General features: G+C 46.9%; 17 protein-coding genes. 14 read left to right on the top strand and 3 right to left on the bottom strand.

Annotated elements, in window-relative coordinates:
- Positions 1-328 precede the first annotated feature (328 nt).
- The 7 genes from IQ263_RS14735 (at position 329) to IQ263_RS14705 (ending at position 6,818) form a co-directional block, all read left to right on the top strand.
- Complete coding sequence (locus IQ263_RS14735) at positions 329-499, top strand: allophanate hydrolase-related protein (protein ID WP_228050061.1); 171 nt, start codon at positions 329-331, stop codon at positions 497-499.
- Between the two features lie 64 nt (positions 500-563).
- Complete coding sequence (locus IQ263_RS14730) at positions 564-1,301, top strand: calcium-binding protein (RefSeq protein WP_194068079.1); 738 nt, start codon at positions 564-566, stop codon at positions 1,299-1,301.
- 710 nt (positions 1,302-2,011) lie between these two features.
- On the top strand, positions 2,012-2,947 hold the full coding sequence (truB, locus tag IQ263_RS14725; RefSeq protein WP_194068078.1) for a tRNA pseudouridine(55) synthase TruB: 936 nt from the start codon (positions 2,012-2,014) through the stop codon (positions 2,945-2,947).
- Entirely contained in the window at positions 2,878-3,606 is a 729-nt protein-coding gene (locus IQ263_RS14720) for an NADPH-dependent F420 reductase (RefSeq protein WP_445286313.1), read from the top strand. Before truB ends, IQ263_RS14720 begins: the two co-directional genes overlap by 70 nt.
- A gap of 10 nt (positions 3,607-3,616) precedes the next feature.
- Complete coding sequence (gene yidD, locus IQ263_RS14715) at positions 3,617-3,847, top strand: membrane protein insertion efficiency factor YidD (protein WP_194068076.1); 231 nt, start codon at positions 3,617-3,619, stop codon at positions 3,845-3,847.
- A gap of 491 nt (positions 3,848-4,338) precedes the next feature.
- Complete coding sequence (locus IQ263_RS14710) at positions 4,339-5,553, top strand: response regulator (RefSeq protein WP_228050060.1); 1,215 nt, start codon at positions 4,339-4,341, stop codon at positions 5,551-5,553.
- A gap of 284 nt (positions 5,554-5,837) precedes the next feature.
- Positions 5,838-6,818 carry a glycosyltransferase family 2 protein gene (locus tag IQ263_RS14705; protein WP_194068074.1) on the top strand — a complete coding sequence of 327 codons (981 nt, stop codon included), beginning with the start codon at positions 5,838-5,840 and terminating at the stop codon, positions 6,816-6,818.
- A 153-nt stretch (positions 6,819-6,971) separates the two neighbouring features.
- Here IQ263_RS14705 and IQ263_RS14700 read toward each other — a convergent pair whose 3' ends face one another.
- The 3 genes from IQ263_RS14700 to IQ263_RS14690 all read right to left on the bottom strand — a co-directional run bounded on the left by IQ263_RS14700 (position 6,972) and on the right by IQ263_RS14690 (position 10,377).
- Positions 6,972-7,640, bottom strand: a complete 669-nt coding sequence (locus tag IQ263_RS14700) for a hypothetical protein (protein WP_194068073.1) — start codon at positions 7,638-7,640, stop codon at positions 6,972-6,974.
- A gap of 23 nt (positions 7,641-7,663) precedes the next feature.
- Complete coding sequence (locus IQ263_RS14695; RefSeq protein WP_194068072.1) at positions 7,664-8,614, bottom strand: PIN domain-containing protein; 951 nt, start codon at positions 8,612-8,614, stop codon at positions 7,664-7,666.
- A gap of 236 nt (positions 8,615-8,850) precedes the next feature.
- Positions 8,851-10,377 (bottom strand): site-2 protease family protein, encoded by a 1,527-nt coding sequence (locus tag IQ263_RS14690; protein ID WP_228050062.1) that lies wholly within the window; start codon positions 10,375-10,377, stop codon positions 8,851-8,853.
- Positions 10,378-10,994: 617 nt separating this feature from the next.
- On the opposite strand from IQ263_RS14690, the gene IQ263_RS14685 reads away from it, so the two are divergent.
- The 7 genes from IQ263_RS14685 to IQ263_RS14655 all read left to right on the top strand — a co-directional run bounded on the left by IQ263_RS14685 (position 10,995) and on the right by IQ263_RS14655 (position 17,759).
- Positions 10,995-12,206, top strand: coding sequence for a tyrosine-type recombinase/integrase (locus IQ263_RS14685; RefSeq protein WP_194068070.1), 1,212 nt, complete (start codon positions 10,995-10,997; stop codon positions 12,204-12,206).
- A gap of 194 nt (positions 12,207-12,400) precedes the next feature.
- Positions 12,401-12,745: a hypothetical protein gene (locus IQ263_RS14680; RefSeq protein WP_194068067.1), complete on the top strand. Its 345-nt coding sequence runs from the start codon at positions 12,401-12,403 to the stop codon at positions 12,743-12,745.
- A complete protein-coding gene (locus tag IQ263_RS14675; RefSeq protein ID WP_228050059.1) occupies positions 12,738-13,004 on the top strand; it encodes a hypothetical protein in 267 nt (88 codons plus the stop codon). Before IQ263_RS14680 ends, IQ263_RS14675 begins: the two co-directional genes overlap by 8 nt.
- An 863-nt stretch (positions 13,005-13,867) precedes the next feature.
- Complete coding sequence (locus IQ263_RS14670) at positions 13,868-16,582, top strand: DUF3854 domain-containing protein (RefSeq protein ID WP_194068066.1); 2,715 nt, start codon at positions 13,868-13,870, stop codon at positions 16,580-16,582.
- A 138-nt stretch (positions 16,583-16,720) separates the two neighbouring features.
- The gene (locus IQ263_RS14665) at positions 16,721-16,999 is read left to right on the top strand and encodes a hypothetical protein (protein WP_194068069.1); all 279 of its coding nucleotides are present in this window, start codon (positions 16,721-16,723) and stop codon (positions 16,997-16,999) included.
- A gap of 119 nt (positions 17,000-17,118) precedes the next feature.
- The gene (locus tag IQ263_RS14660; protein ID WP_193976001.1) at positions 17,119-17,412 is read left to right on the top strand and encodes a hypothetical protein; all 294 of its coding nucleotides are present in this window, start codon (positions 17,119-17,121) and stop codon (positions 17,410-17,412) included.
- A 32-nt stretch (positions 17,413-17,444) separates the two neighbouring features.
- A complete protein-coding gene (locus tag IQ263_RS14655) occupies positions 17,445-17,759 on the top strand; it encodes a flagellar alpha dynein (protein WP_194068064.1) in 315 nt (104 codons plus the stop codon).
- Positions 17,760-17,892 lie beyond the last annotated feature (133 nt).

The following is a 17,892-nucleotide window of genomic DNA, read 5'->3' as shown; positions in this document are numbered from 1 at the left end:
ATTCACAGAGGAGATATGACTGTGCGCGTAACGTGCAAATGCGGTCAGCGAAAGGAACCCTAGCAATAGGGATATTAAGACCCAAATGTCTTAAGAATCCTCGTGCCCGATTGCCGAGGAGTGTCAATAATTAAATATTTTGCATGGTGCGTCACTTTGGCATTTTTTGCCCAAACTATCTGTCGCAGGTGATGCACCCTAATCTGTTAATAATTAAATAGCGATCGCCCCATCCCCTCTCCAATAACAAAAGAAGACCGATCGCACCCAAAATACTCTGGATACCGATACCGCAGGATCGCGGGGGGTTCCCGCTGCTTTTACCAACGTGGAAATTTTGGAATTGTCGATCGCAACTTTGGGCCGATTTGTCGCTCAAATTAAGCGGCCGCTGGGAATCGGTACGCTAATGTTGGAGGACGGCTCCACCGTGCAGGGCTTTTTGTGCGAATCTTATGCTGTCGCAGGTGCGATCGATATTTCTCATTTCGGCGGTTGAGGAGCTGATAACTCCGGCTTTTAAGCTAAGTTAGAATGGCAAATTTCTACCACTGTGCCAAATCATGCCATCAGCAGTACCTAACATTATCATCATCACAACTCCAACCCCCTCCAGCGGTGGTACCAGCCCCGGAGGGTCAGTTAAGGCTAAGAATGGTACCAGCGGCCCCGACTCCCTCAGCGGTACTGGGGGCGCTGACTTGATATTCGGTTTGGGCGGGGCTGACAGCATTTTTGGCTTGGCGGGAAACGATTCCCTCTACGGCGGCGACGGCGACGACTCAATTACAGGCGACGCGGGCAATGATTTGCTGTTTGGCGGTTCAGCCCGCGACAGCGTTTTCGGCAACGCGGGCGACGATACTGTCTACGGCGGCAAAGGTGCTGACTCGGCAAGCGGCGACGAGGGCAATGATTTGCTATTTGGCAACCAAGATAGCGATACTTTGTTGGGCGGCGCGGGCGATGATACCCTGTTTGGGGGTAATGGTGACGACTCGCTGTTTGGCGGTATTGGGGATGATTGTTTGTCGGGCGATCGCGGCAGAGATACTTTAACTGGTGGCGCTGGAAATGATACTTTTGCGATCGGGCGTTTTGCAGATGGCGATGTGATTACCGATTTTACTGTTGGTACTGATAAAATTCGCTTGAGTGCCGGCCTCACCTTTGGCGAACTCAATATTTTCGCTGGATCTGGAACTTCGACGAGTACAATTATTCAAATTACAAGCAGCAAGGAAATTCTGGCTACTGTATTGGGAGTTACTTCTATCCCTAGGGCGGACTTTATTTTTTAATTGGGAATCGATAATCGGGAATCGGTAATTGGGAATTGAGCTTGCGGGTACTTTTGAGTCTGAAGTTTTTAATGTTGAAGTTTTCAACTCAGGCAAGGCTTGGGCGTTGTCAGTAACCAAGACATCTCAAAAGTTTTCAACTTCCTTCTACCTTCTTCCATCTATCCCTTAAATTGGTTAAAAATCCGTTGCCGAACTTCCTTTTGACCGATGACGGATGACGGATGACTGATGAATGATGAATGGTGAATAATGAATGATGAATTAGAGGGCAGATTTTGCCTTTTTTCTAGCTGTTTGTATCATACATTGTTAGCTAAACCCACCGTACAGAATGCTAATAATTACTGATTTTTTACTACTGATAAATGAAGGCAAATCTCGCTTTTTTTAGTCGTTTTTATCAGACATACTTAGCTAAAGCCGCCGTACAAAATGCTAATAATTAATAACAATTCTTTGACTTCTATCAGGGTAAAATGACTAACGACTAACAACTAAGAGGGCGGGCACGCACCATCCACCGCCCCTACCAACTAACAACAACTAAGAGGGCGGGCACGGGGGTACCGCCCTACCAACTAACAACCAACAAATAACCAACAACAACAAACAACAAGCAACAAATAACAATTAACGAATAACAACTCACAACTAACAACTAACAACCAACACCTAACAACTAACAACCAACACCTAACAACTAACTAATGACTACAGACGGTTTTCTCAATCTTAACAAACCTGCGGGCATGACATCTCACGACTGCGTGGGGCGAGTGCGCCGAATATTGCAACTCAAGCGAGTCGGACACGGAGGAACCCTCGATCCTGCAGTGACTGGCGTTTTGCCGATCGCCCTGGGTAAAGCAACCAGACTGCTGCAATTTCTCCAACACCATAAAGCTTACCGAGGTACGATTCGGTTTGGTTTAACTACCGCTACAGACGATTTAGAAGGAGAAATCATCCATTCTCAACCTGTGCCGGATTTGAGTTTAGAAAAAGTCCAAGCTGCACTGCCGAATTTTTTGGGGAAAATTGAACAGTTTCCGCCGAATTTTAGTGCGGTTCAGGTGGGAGGAAAACGCCTTTACGAGTTAGCTAGAAAAGGTGAAACTCTGGAAGTTGCTGCTAGAAATGTTGAGGTTTTTCGGCTGGAAATCTTGGATTGGCGGCCGGGGGATTTTCCTGAGTTGGATTTGTCGATCGCCTGCGGGCCCGGTACTTACATTCGGGCGATCGCGCGGGACTTGGGTGCACTGTTGAATGCAGGCGGTACTTTGGCTTGTTTGACTCGTACCGAAAGCAGCGGTTTCTCGATCGACCAAAGTCTCACTTTTGCAGAATTGGAACAGCAAATACAGGAGAATACATTCAGCCCGATTTTGCCCTCGGTGGTTTTGGGACACCTAGGTGCGATCGTCCTTTCTCCTGAATATACCAAACGCTGGTTTCAAGGACAGCGCCTCCCCATTCCCGAAACAATAACACCGCAGGAAACACCGAACAATTCCCCCGCAAACTTAATACCCCAACCTCCCTATCCCTTGCAAGTTTACGATACAAATGGTAAATTCTTAGGTATCGGTCAAGTAGCTTCCTCAGAAACAAGTACCATATTGTCTCCTCAAATTGTGCTTTAGTTATCCAAGAGGTAAAAATGAAAATAGGTATAATTGGCGCGGGAAATGTTGGCGGAACTCTGGGACGAATTTTCAGTCAAAAAGGTCACTCGATTGTATTTGGTGTCAGAGATCCCCAGAGCGCAAAAGTACAGTCTGCTGTAGCTTCTACAAGAGGAAATGCACGAGCCGCTAGCCTTGTAGAATCTGCCAGTCACGGTCAATTTTTGATCTTAGCAATGCCTTGGAATGGCACGCAAGAGGCGATCGCCGCTGCGGGAGATTTGACTGGCAAAATTGTTATTAACGCTACAAATCCGATGGAGCTGACACCCGCTGGACTTGCTGCGGGACTGACAATCGGACACACAACTTCGGCGGCAGAAGAAATTGCCGAATGGGCGATCGGATCGCAAGTTGTGAAAGCTTTTAACAACATTGGCGCAAGCTGTTTAAAAAATTTGCACTTCTGTTCGCAAACAGCAACCGCTTTTATTTGCGGAGACAATATAGATGCCAAGAAAATTGTCACTAATCTCGCGCAAAACATCGGATTTGAAGTTGTAGATGTCGGGGAACTCAAGCAAGCTCGATTGCGGAAACCGCTGGGGATGTTGTTGATTAACCTAGCTTTCAGCGGTATGGGACAAGATTTTGCGATTAATTTAATCCAGCGCTGAGGTGAAAATTGTGAAAGCATTGCCGATCGGATTAATTCGATCCTACAAAATGGTGATTTCTCCTTACTTGCCTAACGCCTGTAGGTTTCAGCCCACTTGTTCGCAATACGCGATCGAAGCCATAGAAAGATTTGGGACACTCCGCGGCTGTTCAATGGCCGTTAAGCGGATTTTGCGCTGTCATCCTTTTCATCCTGGGGGTTGCGATCCAGTACCTCCCAAAGATAACGAGGAAAATTAATTTTTAGTTGTCAGCATAATTTTAGCTATTAATTAGTGCGATCGAGAGGCTTTGCACCCTCATGGCTAACACTCCCGAGGGGAATCATACCATTTGAAATACTTTGACTTCCTTCGACTAAGCTCCTCGGACAAGTCGCCCTCCAAGTTTGAAATTGAACAATTGAAAATGGCTGATGAATTAAGGGTTTCCAACCAGGGCAAAGGAGTTGCATTATTCTAGGGGATTGATACCCCGACCCGATCCTGGGTATGGTGTATTGATAACAACAAAATTGGATCGGTGCCGACAAGAGTACGCTCGATCGGTTGCGTACTCTTCTAGGCACATATTCGTTTTGGTTATGGTCATCGATCTGACATGATATGATGCGGTTAAATTCGCAGCACCAAGTTTTTTTAAATGAATAAAATTCAGTAATATTACTGTTATTGTTCACAACTCAGCAGCTATATAATGGTACAAACAGAGTACAGGGGATGCGAGTTGATATGTCTGCTACCGCAATCGGATACAAAATGTTGTCCCATACTATGGCCGTGCTCGGCCAAAAACAAGCAACTGGGAAACTCCTGTTAGAACAAGGGGAACAACAGTGGCAACTTTACTTTTTTCAGGGTTGTTTGGTTTATGCCACAGGAGGATCGCACAGGGCGAGGCGCTGGTACAGGGCGATCGGGCAACACTGTCGCAACTTTCAAGTCGATCTTAGAGACCTTGATGCTGGGGAACTTTGGGAATATCAACTGCTTCAACGAGGGATAGCAGACAGCGAAATGAGTCTGGAACAAGCTAAGGCGATCGTCCGCAGCAGCATTTCCGAAGTGTTCTTTGCTCTGATCGGTCAATCGGGTTTGCGCCGGGAGTGGCGTCCCTCTTCAAAATATTTTTCTAAAGTTATCTCTACTTTGATGCTGTCCGTAACGGAAGTAGAGCAAATTTTGTGTTCTACAGAACAAATTTGGCAGCAGTGGAAAGCAATGGGTCTGTGGCTGGTAGATCCAGAACAAGCACCGCTTTTAAAAGCGTCCGCCGAATTGCAGAAAAATCGATTTAGTTCTAATTCTTTGATGGCTTTGGCTAACGTCTTTAACGGCGAAAATACTCTTTGGGATATTGCATTTAAGAAAAAACAGTGCGTCACAGTGGCAACTCGCGCTTTAGTTAATTACATCAAGCAAGGTTTAGTAAATTTCCGCACAGTACCAGATTTGCCATCGCCGATAGAACAGTGGCGCCTTGCCGCAGCGATCGCCCGCCCCGGTCGCCCTTTGATTGCTTGTATCGATGACAGTCCCACAGTCTGCGAATTTTTAGAGCAAATTTTATTGCCGGCAGGGTATCGAGTCCTAAAAATTCAAGACCCGATGCAGGGGGTGGGCATCATTGCCAAACACAAGCCTGATTTAATTTTTATGGACTTAGTGATGCCGAATACAAGCGGCTTTGCTTTGTGCAATTTTTTGCGAAAAACACCGGCTTTTCGCGAAACTCCGATCGTGTTTTTGACAGGTCAAGCCAGTATAATTGACCGCACGCGAGCAAAATTAACAGGTGCTTCCGATTTTTTGAGCAAGCCGGCGAGTCCAGAACAGGTTTTGCAAATAGCTGATAAGTATTTGAAGGCAAAAGGCGATCGCAGCCCTTTAGCCACGCGCCACCACGATTTACTCAATTCGCACCAACTTACCTTAGCAAATTCTTGAACCAAAATTCTGCTTAAAAAGTATCGCTGCCGATCGCGCGGATCAGCCTCGGGCGCACTCTACAAGCATTTAGGCCGCAAGCTCTCAACCGTGACAGTCATCAGTCATGAGACTTGAGTTGCACTCAATCGCAAACAAGATTGAATGTATCTGCGTCCATCAGTGTTTGTACCCTTGAAATCTGCGGTTAACATCATCAGAGATTGAGGGATTGAGGGATTGAGGAATCAATACCTTATTTTTCGCTCGAATTGCTATAATCCATCAAACTTAATATTTTAACTATGAGCGATCGAACCCCGCAGGTAAGCGTGGTAATTCCGGCTTACAACTGTGCAGCTTACATCTGCCAAGCCGTAGATAGCGTGCTGCACCAAACCTATACAGACTGGGAAATTATTGTAGTAGACGACGGTTCCCGAGACGACACCAGATTAATTTTGGAGCAATATGGCGATCGAATTCGTTACATTCACCAACAAAATCAAGGAGTTTCCATCGCCAGAAATCGCGGTATTGAGCTAGCCCGAGGAGAATTCATCGCCTTTCTCGATGCAGATGACTACTTTTTACCCCACAAAATAGCAGCACAAATGGCTGTATTTGCAGCGCAACCAAATCTAGGAATAGTCCACAGTGGCTGGCGTCAAGTCAACAGTATAGGCGAACCCATAAAAGATGTAAAACCCTGGCAAAACGTCCCTAAATTAGACTTAGAAATGTGGCTGCGGTGGAAACCAGTATTACCTAGCGCGATGGTATTTCGCCGCCATTGGTTAGAGCGCGCCGGCGGATTTGACCCTCGATTTCCCCCAGCAGAAGATACAGATTTAGTGCTGCGTTTAGCCTTAATGGGATGCGAAGCAGATTGGCTGCAGCAAATAACTGTTTGCTACCGCCAGCACGAACAAAGCGCCATGTACAAAGGTTTACCGCAGGCTAAATCCCTCGCCGCCGTCACGGACAATTTTTTTGCCCGCCCCGAATTGCCCGATAAAATACGTTTGTTGGAAAAGCAAATCAAGTACAGTACCTTAGTTTGGATTGCTTGGTATTTGTACCGCACCGGGCATTCTGTTGAAATGGTAGAATTTTTGCAGCGTTCTTGGAATTATACGCCTTATTTGCCTGTAGAAACAGTAATTAATTGGGCGGACTGTTTTGCCGAATTTTCGCGGGATGCGGGGAATGAATTCGATGCGGATTTATTAGCTCAATCTCCTGAGTGGCAGCATTTAATGCAGTGGACAATGCTCGCGATCTAATTGGGATTTAAATGGTCTGTCAACAATCGGAATAGTAAATTCACTGTTAACAGTTAACATCATGTATGAGTGTTACCGGAATTGATATGACACACCAGGGCGGGTGAAACCAAGTTTTTCAGCGTTGTTAAAGACTAAGAACCCATATTTGCTTCAACTCTCAACTGTTGAAGGTTTCTGTTCGTTAGCAGCCTGGATATCCTGCCACCAAACATAGACATAAGGCCATATGAATGTCTCATCATCTAGCTTCACTGTCACCTCATAACGGTTAATATGCGTGAGTTCCCCAGTTCTGCCATTCAAATACAATTGTTTGGGATTGTCGGTGATAATTTCTACTTTTTGATTCAACAGCGGCTGCATCTGGGTAGAAGAACCATGAAACGGATTTTTGCCTTTGAGCACATAGCCGCCAATCACAGATAAGTACATTGAAGCCATAAAAAATACCGTCAACAAACCCACCATTAGCAGAGTTTTTTGTGGCAAGAAATTGGTATAAACGCTCGCAACTCCTAGTACCATAGTTCCGAAAAACAAACAACTTGGCAGTACCAGCCCATCTCCCAGAAACACGATACCAAAAAATATCAGTACGAGCTGACAAGCAAATAATGCAGCCACCCAACTCCACCCAGCTAGCAACGATGAAGACAGCAGCCAATTCATTGCTACAATCAGGACGATCGCCATTGCCACAATCCAAACCGGTGGCGTATCATACTGTGTGAAGGGAAGAAGCACAAAAAACACTAAAGCATAGGCACAACTCGCAACAATATAGGCAAATTGACCAATTATTTCGTTCCTGTTCAACATTGTTAAAAGAGTGGCACTGTCGATTACTTGGGATCGATAGACTTAACAAATTGTTGCACGGGCTGCGGTAGAGCCGGTACAAAAGTTTTTCTAAAACCCTTAACATCAAATACTCGCCACAAAATACCCACCGCCACCGTCAAGAAAAATAACGCTCCCAAAAAATTGAACGCACCAGACAAAAAACTGCTATTTCTTTTTTTCGGCGGCGTAATATTTTTCATCCGATATACAGCCGGCTCGTAATCTCTAGACTCCTCGCGAATGCGCGGCGGCTTTTTGGCGCGCGGAGTCGCACTGCGGTTCCCAGTGAAACCCGTGTGATTAGTTTTAGTAGAAGCGATCGGCGAATTCAACTCAGAAGTGCCGCGCATCCCCGTGAACTTGCTAGCAGAAGTCCCGGTTTTACCGACAGCAACATCCTGAATTCTGCTGTTAGAGCGCTGAGTCGATTGGCGATCGGCGAGGGTACGCATCAAACTTTGCAATTGCTGAGTCACCGCCGGCGGGCGTTCCCCTTTCCTCGCCCAATTTAACAGCATAGCCCCGGTAATCCCGCAGAGATTCGCAGCCCCGACAGAAGCCAGCCGCTTCAGTAGAGGCTGGCTGTTTGACACAAAAATCAACAAAGCCTCCGGGTGTTCCTGAGCCAAACCGTAAACGCACTGAGCCGTCGCCACCACGAGCATTGCTTGCTTGCTTTGATTTTTGATCGAAGGTTCAAGACCTCGGTGCGTCTCTTGAGCGTCAGTTGCAATCCAGCCGCTTTCGGCAAAAAAGCGCATAAATTCCTTAGCGATTTGTTCGATAGCCGGTTCCACCGCTTCGCCGGTAAGACGATCTATTTCGTCGTACACTACTTCCGGGATATAGCAAGTTCCCACCTTGGCATATTCTTGCCACACTTGGGTTCTGCCAGCCATCAAAACATCTGCATCAAAAGTTACCAATATAGGAGGAAGTTGATTAGCCATGACTTTATCCTAGATGTTCAGATAAGTTATTTAAACTCGATCGAGTTTAAACAAATTTTGGGTTGTTCAAAAATCTACTTTCGGTAAAAAATAAATTGCTCGGGGCCGCGCCCTTAATTGGAGATTAGTAGTTAGGAATACCGTCGCCTTCAGTTCCCCAGTTCGATCGCCCAATTCCTAGATTTGACTAATTTACTGCAACGCCAGAGTCTGTTACCAAAGACCGGCGGCTGCTGTTAGTTCCCGATTCCCAAACGGCCGGCCAAAGCCGGAGTCAAGGGTAAAAGCGCAGCAATCATCAAAAACAAAGCTAGCAAACCCAAAGCCGCGCGAGCGTCATCAGGCTCAGTCAGTTCGTTGAGGCTCGGCCGCTCCAGATTCCGCTGTAAAATCAGAATCACGATCGCCCAATATAGAGCCAAGGGATTAACTAAAGAAGCGATCGCCAGCACTACAAACGTCGCCAAAGTCGCGCGACTGGCAATTTTGCGGCCGTAGATTGCTTGTATAATTCTACCCCCATCCAACTGTCCTGCAGGCATCAAATTAAGCGCCACGATTACCAAGCCCAACCAACCGATAACTACCAGCGGGTGAACGTCAACAATCGGCTGCAGCAAAGCCGAACCCAACACCACTTTTGCCAAAGCCCCCACCAAAACCGAGCCCTTGAAATATTCTGCAGGAATTTGAAACAAACTGCCGGGGTGAGAAAGCAGCAAACCTGTAATCAGCATTAGGAGAGAAACTATTCCGCCAGCCGCCGATCCGGCAAAAGCGATATCAAACAAAACTTTACGGTTGGGAAGCAGCGACTCAAAACGTTCGATCGCCCCAAAAGAACCTATTTGCAAAGTTGGTATAAAAAACGGCCAACTCAAGCCAACATTGTATTGATTTGCTACCACTCGGCGAGCAATTTCTCCCGAGCCTAAAACCGCCCAAATTCCCGCCGCCACTGGCAGAACTTCTAGATATCGATGCGGCGAACCAAAGAAATCGAAACCTAGCAGCAAACCGCCAGTTTCCAAGCTAGTAGCAATTGTTGCCAGCAGCAGCACGACTGCTAGGATTTTTTGAGATACGGTAGTTGGCTGGGGGTCATTTGTGCTCGGCAAGATAATAACTACCGGCTTTTCGTCCTGATTGTCTACTAAAAATAGGCGGTAGCGATCGTTTAATCTTGCTTGCAAACTTGCGGTCAAACGCGAGTGTACTTGTTCGGGGTCTCCCCGGAGATTGCCTTTCAAGATTACCCCATCTTGATAGGGAATTGTTTCTGTGGCAAAGAAAGTATCGATGCCAAAAATGCCTTGAATTGCCTTGAGGTCTTCAACAGGAACGGGAATTATTTCTACTTCATTGGTTCCTGGTGACGAGGTGACGGTTTTAATCGTTTCTTTGGCTGATGTCGGCTGCGAGTCGGGGGGCGAGAAACCATCGGTTTGGGGCTTTTCTTGGGCAGTATCGCGCGACTTTAGCACTGCATCCAAGGCAGCCTGACGCAATTGCCGGCCCAGATAAATGTATAATCCTGTGGATGCCACTAGCAGCAACAATACTGCCACTAGATTGAGGTAAATCCCGGCGGCGAACAAACCAAAGAACAGCAGCCAAGGAGTCATCAGCGCCACTGACTGCAACCAAGCCAAAATTCCTAGTTTGCCTCGATCTCTGGCGCGATAAAATCCCCAACCCAGAATTCCCACAGAAAGCAATAAGAGTGCAATTGTTGCCGTATTGTCCGATGCAATTAGTGGCATTCCGGTTGCTTGGGCTAATAGGGGCTTTAATTGATCGATCGCGGTGTCGTAGGGCAATAGCATTAAATCTTGGGGAATATACAATATATTTGCTGGGATCATTATCCAAACCTGTCGGAAACTAGCCTGAACTAAGGATAACTCTTGAGGGCTACTCGGCCCACAACAGCGGTCGCTGTTTTAACTTTGCCAGCGACAGGCTATTGACACGATGGTCTTTTTATGATAATACACCGACGGCGACCAACAGATGCGGAGATGAGTAGTGTCGATCGGGAAGCGGGAAAATGGGTAGCAGTTGGGCCTGCGGGACTTTTTTACAGATTTGACTTAGTGCGGGATGACCGAATTCGGAACAAATGCAGGACAAATAAGGTTTGAACCAGTCTCGCCATTCAAATCAAAAACGGCTGAAAGTATTACTGTGTATAGTGTTGTTTTAACGGGTACGGCAGGACTTGAACCTGCGGCTCGCTGCTTAGAAGGCAGTAGCCTCAAATTATTGTATCACCCTGTGCGTAAGCTTCTTAGTTTTTTGTCATGCAAAATGCGAAACAAATGCGAAACAAATGCGAAACAATTTGGTACTGTAGGTGTGCAGAGTTAATGACCTAACCATGCAAGTAAACAAATCTCAGCGTCGGAAAAAAGGGACTGTAGGGGTGATGGTAAGCCGGGGTCTGCTACGCCTTCATTTACCTCGCGAGCTTTACGGGGGTAAAAATAAGTTTGTGTGCATGGGTCTGCCGGATACTTTGGAAAACCGGGCGATCGCAGAATGCAAGGCTAAGCAGATTGAGCTTGACATCCTTACAGGAATGTTTGACCCAAATGATTTAAGCAAATACAAACCTGTCCAACTCCACAAACACAGCGGTAACCTGGTCCAGGCTAAATTTGGGGCAACAAGTCTGACGCTACAAGAATTGTGGGACAAATATTTAAACTACAAGCAGAACACGCTCAAGCCAAAGTCTTTGCATTACTTGCAGACTACGTTGGGGCGACACATAGCCAAGTGTCCTTCGGATATTCTGCAAGCGCTAGAAGTTCGCGAAGTCCTTTTAGGGACAACAACGGGGGACATGACTAAGCGCATTCTTACTCACTTAAATGCTGCTGTTAGTTGGGGTATCAAGCATAGGTTGATTACTTTACCTGTTAGTCCTTACAAAGATATGGCTAATGATTTGCCTAAGTACAACTGGCAAAACGACCCCGCCCCTAATGGTTTTGTTACTGAAGAAAAGTTGCTGGTGCTGCAAGCTTTTGAGTCTCACAAGAATAAACCCGGACACTGTTACCACACATACTACCCATTGGTAAAGTTTTGGTTTTTAACGGGTTGCCGTCCTAGCGAAGCTATTGTCTTGACTTGGGGGAATATCTCGCCCTACTGTTCTTATGTTTTGTTCAACGGCAGTATTCAGTTCATTGAGGGGAAAGCTGTTGAGAGTAAGGGCAGTAAAAATAACAAACACCGAAAATTCCCTTGCAATAATGAGTTGAAAGAGTTTTTAGTGTCAATTAGACCGCAACAGTTTGACTCTAAAAAAATTGTTTTCTCTTCTCCTACCGGGGACGTAATCAACTACAGTAATTTTTCTCAAAGAGCTTGGCACAAGATAGTTGTACCTATCACTGACAAGACGCGGGAACCTGGTTACAAGCCTACGACTCCATATTCTTGTCGGGATACTTTTATTAGCGAACAATTGGCGCAAGGTATCCCATCTGCGGTAATTGCTCGCTGGTGTGATACGTCGGAAAGTATTATTAATTCCCACTATTTAGACAACAAAATATTGGAGCATTTACGCCCGCTTTGATGCTGTTAGGATGTTGATTCTAGGGGCAACTTTTGCGAAACAAAACTTTACAGTCCCTGTGTTGACAAGGAAGTGTAAGTCTGCAATCGTGAGTAACTAAGGAAGATTGATGCGCGGTTGACGAGCACTGACAATGCTAGCCAAACCACGACTTCCCCAAATCGTTGTGTTGGAACGTTTGGAGCCGAATAATTATGACATTTTCAGACGATTGTCTTTGCGGACGATCGCAACTCTTTACGTTTAAGGCGAAAGAGACAGTTACTATTGACCGCGCAACCCTTGAGCACATTTTTGCCTTGCTGAATGGGTGCAGCGCCAATTTTAAGTATTTGTGCGACAACGATATTTTTGTGTTTGCCACAAAGAACTACCTTGCCAGTCTGGACAACCCCGAAAACGGTAAAGCCCTTAATCTACTGGGCGTATGGACGGACACTTGGCCCGACGCGAGTGAGGAGCTTGCAGATGGATTAGAGGAAGCTTTGCAATCAATCAAATTCATTTTGGCCGCTAGTGCTGGGGGCGGGAATGACTAAACCTGCTGCTAGTTGTCGGCGGATTGACCAACTCAAGGCTCTGGCTTTTGCCTGTGGTTTCACCAACGAAGACGCTAAGCAGTTCGGGAAGCTTTCCAAGACTGCTACTTGGGAAGCGCTGCTAGAACTTTACCTAGTTGATAGCGAGTCGCTAGACACAGTGCTAGACACAATACTAGATAGTGTAGACGCTTTTGTAGACACCACTAGCAGCACTAGACCAAAAGCTAGACATTCACAAAACCTTGCAGGGGGCTAAGCTTAACGGCTGCGATTGCTTGTGCTTTAACTGCTGGCAATATCGCCCGCGAGCTGTTAGTCAACAGGAGGAAGAGGAAAAGTGAAAACGCGGGCCGGGGGGGGAGCTGGTTTATGGCCCGCCCCCCCCGGCCGTGCCTCTAGAATTTAAGGCGCCGCAGGCAACCGGAACTGAGTAATACCCGGTACACTCTTTAACAAGTAGAAAAAAAGCTTAATAGATAATGTTAGTTGAAAAATAGCAAAAAATAGATAACAAACAATTTATCATCTATTTTGATATGTTTTCTGATTACTTGATTCCTTCTTTAAGCTCCTGGGTTTATCTAGCGGGATTTTTCCGATGTTCCGCTAGCAAGCTCTGCCGAAGTTGCACAGATTCCGCCGGAACTTCGGAAAAATAGCCGCAACTTTTCGGCAAGATGTAGGATTTAAATTGGTGGGACTCTAGCCTTGAGCAATTGAGGTGCATCCGGTAGGCAGCCCAAGAAATGCTTTGACAAGAGAAAGAGTAGGCGAATCTGTCGCGGTCGATGGCGACGAATGGGTTCGGGAATCTCCCAAAGTAGGTTGCTAGGAAGGGCGGGTTAAAACCCGGTAAACAGACGGCCCGGTGATAAGCGCCGTGAGTGCATACGACCCACCAGAGGTAAGCTGGACTCTCATTTGCACGAGGTGACTGGCTTTTTATCGCAAGCAAAACGCATTCCTTTGATGCTTGATTTTGCATGGCGATACAAGCTGGTTCCATTTAAGCTTTCAATTTTTCAAAAAAGTAAACGCCAAAAAACCGCTGCCTCTGATTGGAACCCAGTGTTGCAGCAGTCTTTTGGTACTAAACCCGCTTTTTAGGGCGGTACACTCATGAATTCATCATACCCCACTGGGTCAAATTCTGCATCTCAAAATTCAACCTTCATCAGCCCCAAACACCTCGCCGAGTGGGTTGAAGGTTCAGCCGTATCAGAAGCGATCGCCCGTCTCAATATCGAATCGCTGACGGCCAAAGAACTCAACGAACGCATCCAGCCCAAAGAACCAATCAAAACAGGTGGTTGGTGGTGCCGCAGCATCAATTGGCGCACTGGGGTAAAAACAGGGAACCGCTACGGCCAGGGCAAGCCAGACAAACCGCATCAACCAGAAGGGCAAAAACCGCGTAAGTACCTAACAGCATCAGGAATGGAACCCGACGCAATCTTCCTAGCCATGCCAGACAGAGATTACTGGCTCAAGACTCGCAACGACCTCTCTGTTCCCCGGCACTGGACAGAAGGGGTTAAAAAGGCTGGCTCTGGACTGAGCATCGGCTTAGCAACCATTGCTTTGACAGGAGTTTGGAATTGGGGCAAAGACGGGCAGTTGGCAAAAGAGGTTGAAAACTGGGCGCAACCTGAAACTGTTCATTACATAGACTTTGACTCTGACTACGCAGCCAATTCATCTTGCCGTGCAGCCATTTTGAAGTTTGGCCGCTTGCTGGCAGAGCATGGCTGTGAGGTACACATCACGGTTTGGGATACCAAATTCAAAGGGATGGATGATTTCATCAAAGCTAACGGTGCTGACGCTTTCAAGGAATCTGTAGCGGACGCGCCAACCCTAGTCAAATGGGAAAAACAGCTTAAAAAAAGCGATCGCAAAATTGACATTTCAAACCCTAATATTTCTTTAACTCCTCACCCGCGTACGCGAGAAGATGTAGTATGCCAGAAGTATGACAGTATTAAAGGGGACTACATCCTAGACACAGCGCCGACTGCACTCCAAAACTTCGTACAGAAGGCAGAGGCTGCACTTTACTCAGACGGTCACTGGAAATCTATTGGAGGTCAGCTTTATCACTATGTCGGCAGTCACTACCAATTGCGCTCGGAATCCGAAGAAAAACGTCGTATCGGTGACTGGCTTAATACCTACGCGGAAAAGGTAAAGGGTGTTTGGGTCAACAACCGAGCCAAGTCTAGTAACGTAGCCGAGGTTCTCAAGTGGGTTATTGATCGGAGCGCCGTTGACCCCAACAAGATAAATCCTGACGGTTTGAACTGCTCTAACGGGGTAGTGAGGATTAATCCTGATGGCTCTCACTCGCTTGTGCCACATGACCCTAACCAGGTCTATACCTACGTCGGGAGCGAGTATAAGCCTGATGTTGATAGCGCCGATTGCGATCGCCTTTTGGAATGTTTGGAGCCGGCACAGCGCGAGATATTTCTGCGGACTGCTGCTGCTGCGTTGAATTTGAAATTGGTGCGGTCAAAGCTGACTGGTAAGGGAGTCAAGGGCTTGCTGTGCTACGGCGAGGGGTCTAACGGCAAAGATACGCTGCGGGCCGTGTTGGCTGCTGTCTTTGGGCGGGGGATGACTGGGAAGTCACTGTCGGACTTCAAGTCTTATGACGGTGGACGTAAATTTGCACTGGCTACCATTGAGGGCGGTGTCTGCAATTGGGCTTCTGAGAATGCTTCAAATGTGAGTCTCGACGCTCTTCAAAGTCTTAAGCAGTTCATCACAGGCGACCCTCTTGATATTGAGCGCAAAGGTAAGGATAGCTACGAATACAAGCCTGCTGCGATTTTCTTAGCCAACTGCAACAAGCTACCGTCTATCACCGGGGGGACGGCTGCTATTGATGACCGCTACGGCATCCTGAGCTTTAAGAAAACTTACAAGCGCGGCGCTGACCCGTCTCAGGGTGAGTTAGAGGCTGACCCGCGTTTTAAGGATGACCCGGACTTTATTCTGGAGCGGATTGCGCCGGCGATGCTTAACAAGATGTTGGAGCGGATGCCGCTGTTGCTGGCTGAGGGTATTGACTACAAGGCGACTCGTGAGGCGATGCGGGAAGCTCAGGAAGAAAGCCGGCACTTGTGGCAGTTTGCTCGTGAGGTTGGATTGGAATTCAACCCAGAGGGCAAGGTTTACATTGGAGACCTTTATGAAATGTTGGAGGACTGGTATTTGGAGAATGGGTGGCTGACTGTTGATGACTCCGGTAAAAAAACTAAAAAGTCGTGGGAAGCTGAATCGCCCTATGACTCACCAGTGAAGAAGTCTCAAGATTTGTATTTGCGCTTGCGGGAATTATTCCCCAAGATTGAGCGGCGGGTTGATACTCAGGAACGAAAAGGTCACAAATTTATTTTTGGATTGAAACTTGTGAATTCATCGCAACCATCGCAACCCCCTTGCACAGAGAGGGTTTCATCGCAACTGCCATCGCAACTCGGTTGTCTTGACGGTTGCGATGAAACCCTTAGCCAGAGCCAAGGTTGCGATGGTTGCGATGAAAATCCAACTCTTTTGGAATTTTGCAATTCGTTCTCCAAACTCTCTGTCTCCGACAAGCAAAAACTGGTAGAACTACTCACCGGCATTCCCTGCTCTGACCCGCTCAAAGCATTCAGAGTTGGAGACAAAGTGGCTGGCAACAATCCAGAGGATATTAGCTACAACTGGCACGGCCGCATCGTCGAGATTCACACGAGCATCAGTTGCAAGGTTGACTGGCAAGAGCGCGAAGGCATGAAGGGCGGACGGGTAATCTCAATGCTCTTCTGTAACCTGCGGAAAATTTAGCCGCTGCCTGACTGTTGACGGCTAAACCCATCCCCCTTAACTGGGGGATTTTTATGTCTACAAATTTTGTAGACAAATTGTTGACAGTGTAGACAGCTATCAGTTATTGTAGACAAATACTGTATACAGATGTCTACAATGAGTCAAAGTCAAGTCGTATCGTTTAGAGCTTCCGGTCACTTCCTGAATTGGATAGAAGCTCAGAGATTAGACGGTGAGTCGGTTAATCAAGCTGCACAACGCATTCTCAAGGAAGTCTCAGGCACGTCTACCACGCTGTCTAAAGAAAGTGACACTAACCTCGTGTCTACAGTAGCCGCCGAAAGTGTAGACATACTTATATCCGATCGTCTTGCCACACTAATTAAACGGATAGCTGTCATTGAAGAACGTCTGGAAAAACTGAAGGTTGACTAGCTAGACAGAGTGCTAGCATCCAACTAGACAACCACTAAACAAAGTGCTAGTATTTAACTAGACAACCACTAAACAAAGTGCTAGTATTTAGCTAAACGACCACTAGACAGGTACTAAACATGACAGACAGATGCCAGCTTAACTTGAGATTAGACGGTCGCCGAGACTTGCTCGAAACCATTAAAAATGTTGCAGCAGCAGAGGGTTTGAGCGTCAATGCTTGGGTAATCCGCACCTTAGAGCAAGCGGCCAACCAGGCAATATCAGCGCCAACAATCCAACCTCAAACACAAGTGTCCGAAATTTCGGACATTCAACCAGTGCTAGACAAATTGCTAGATAGTAAGCTAGACACACTGCTAGCCACTAAATTAGCAGGGATTGAAGAACGCTTGGGAAAATTGAGTGCCTGAGTGATGGCAACGATGAATCACTCAGGCAGGAATTGAAAGCGGCCAACAAGCAACTTGCAGAATGGGATGTGGAACTCAATCAGTTACACGAGCGCAACGGCGATTTGGGGCTAAAGGTGCAGATGTTGGAGCAAGAACTCAAGGAAGCGCAGCGCGATCGGGGAGGAATTGACACAGAACTCTCCGACCTGAGACAAAAATCAAAAAATGATGCACCCAGGAAAAATTTTCCCGATTTTCCAGAACCGGCTGACTTGCTCAACCAGTTAAAAGCGCGGCGCAAAAAATCCAGAGCGGACTTGGCAGACGTGGAGACGTTCTTGGAAATATTGGGCTCGGAGAGTTGACCCGTGTCTGCTGAAAGGATGCCGGGATACCACCTCTGACCCAGATAGGCAGTGTTTCGCATTTGTTGTGCGAAACAAAATGCGAAACAAATGCGAAACAAATAAGGTTTGAGCCGCCCTCTACTTTTCGGTA

Origin of the sequence: Tychonema sp. LEGE 06208 (assembly GCF_015207505.1) — a bacterium.
GTDB lineage: Bacteria > Cyanobacteriota > Cyanobacteriia > Cyanobacteriales > Microcoleaceae > Microcoleus.
This window is presented reverse-complemented; position numbering and strand designations above follow the sequence as displayed.

Coding starts and splice junctions, on each gene's coding strand:
- IQ263_RS14675 (WP_228050059.1), top strand. CDS start 12,738: ATGACTAAACCTGCTGCTAGTTGTCGGCGGATTGACCAACTCAAGGCT.
- IQ263_RS14685 (WP_194068070.1), top strand. CDS start 10,995: ATGCAAGTAAACAAATCTCAGCGTCGGAAAAAAGGGACTGTAGGGGTG.
- IQ263_RS14680 (WP_194068067.1), top strand. CDS start 12,401: ATGACATTTTCAGACGATTGTCTTTGCGGACGATCGCAACTCTTTACG.
- IQ263_RS14660 (WP_193976001.1), top strand. CDS start 17,119: ATGACAGACAGATGCCAGCTTAACTTGAGATTAGACGGTCGCCGAGAC.
- IQ263_RS14730 (WP_194068079.1), top strand. CDS start 564: ATGCCATCAGCAGTACCTAACATTATCATCATCACAACTCCAACCCCC.
- IQ263_RS14690 (WP_228050062.1), bottom strand. CDS start 10,377: ATGCCACTAATTGCATCGGACAATACGGCAACAATTGCACTCTTATTG.
- IQ263_RS14705 (WP_194068074.1), top strand. CDS start 5,838: ATGAGCGATCGAACCCCGCAGGTAAGCGTGGTAATTCCGGCTTACAAC.
- IQ263_RS14665 (WP_194068069.1), top strand. CDS start 16,721: ATGAGTCAAAGTCAAGTCGTATCGTTTAGAGCTTCCGGTCACTTCCTG.
- IQ263_RS14710 (WP_228050060.1), top strand. CDS start 4,339: ATGTCTGCTACCGCAATCGGATACAAAATGTTGTCCCATACTATGGCC.
- IQ263_RS14695 (WP_194068072.1), bottom strand. CDS start 8,614: ATGGCTAATCAACTTCCTCCTATATTGGTAACTTTTGATGCAGATGTT.
- IQ263_RS14670 (WP_194068066.1), top strand. CDS start 13,868: ATGAATTCATCATACCCCACTGGGTCAAATTCTGCATCTCAAAATTCA.
- IQ263_RS14700 (WP_194068073.1), bottom strand. CDS start 7,640: ATGTTGAACAGGAACGAAATAATTGGTCAATTTGCCTATATTGTTGCG.
- truB (WP_194068078.1), top strand. CDS start 2,012: ATGACTACAGACGGTTTTCTCAATCTTAACAAACCTGCGGGCATGACA.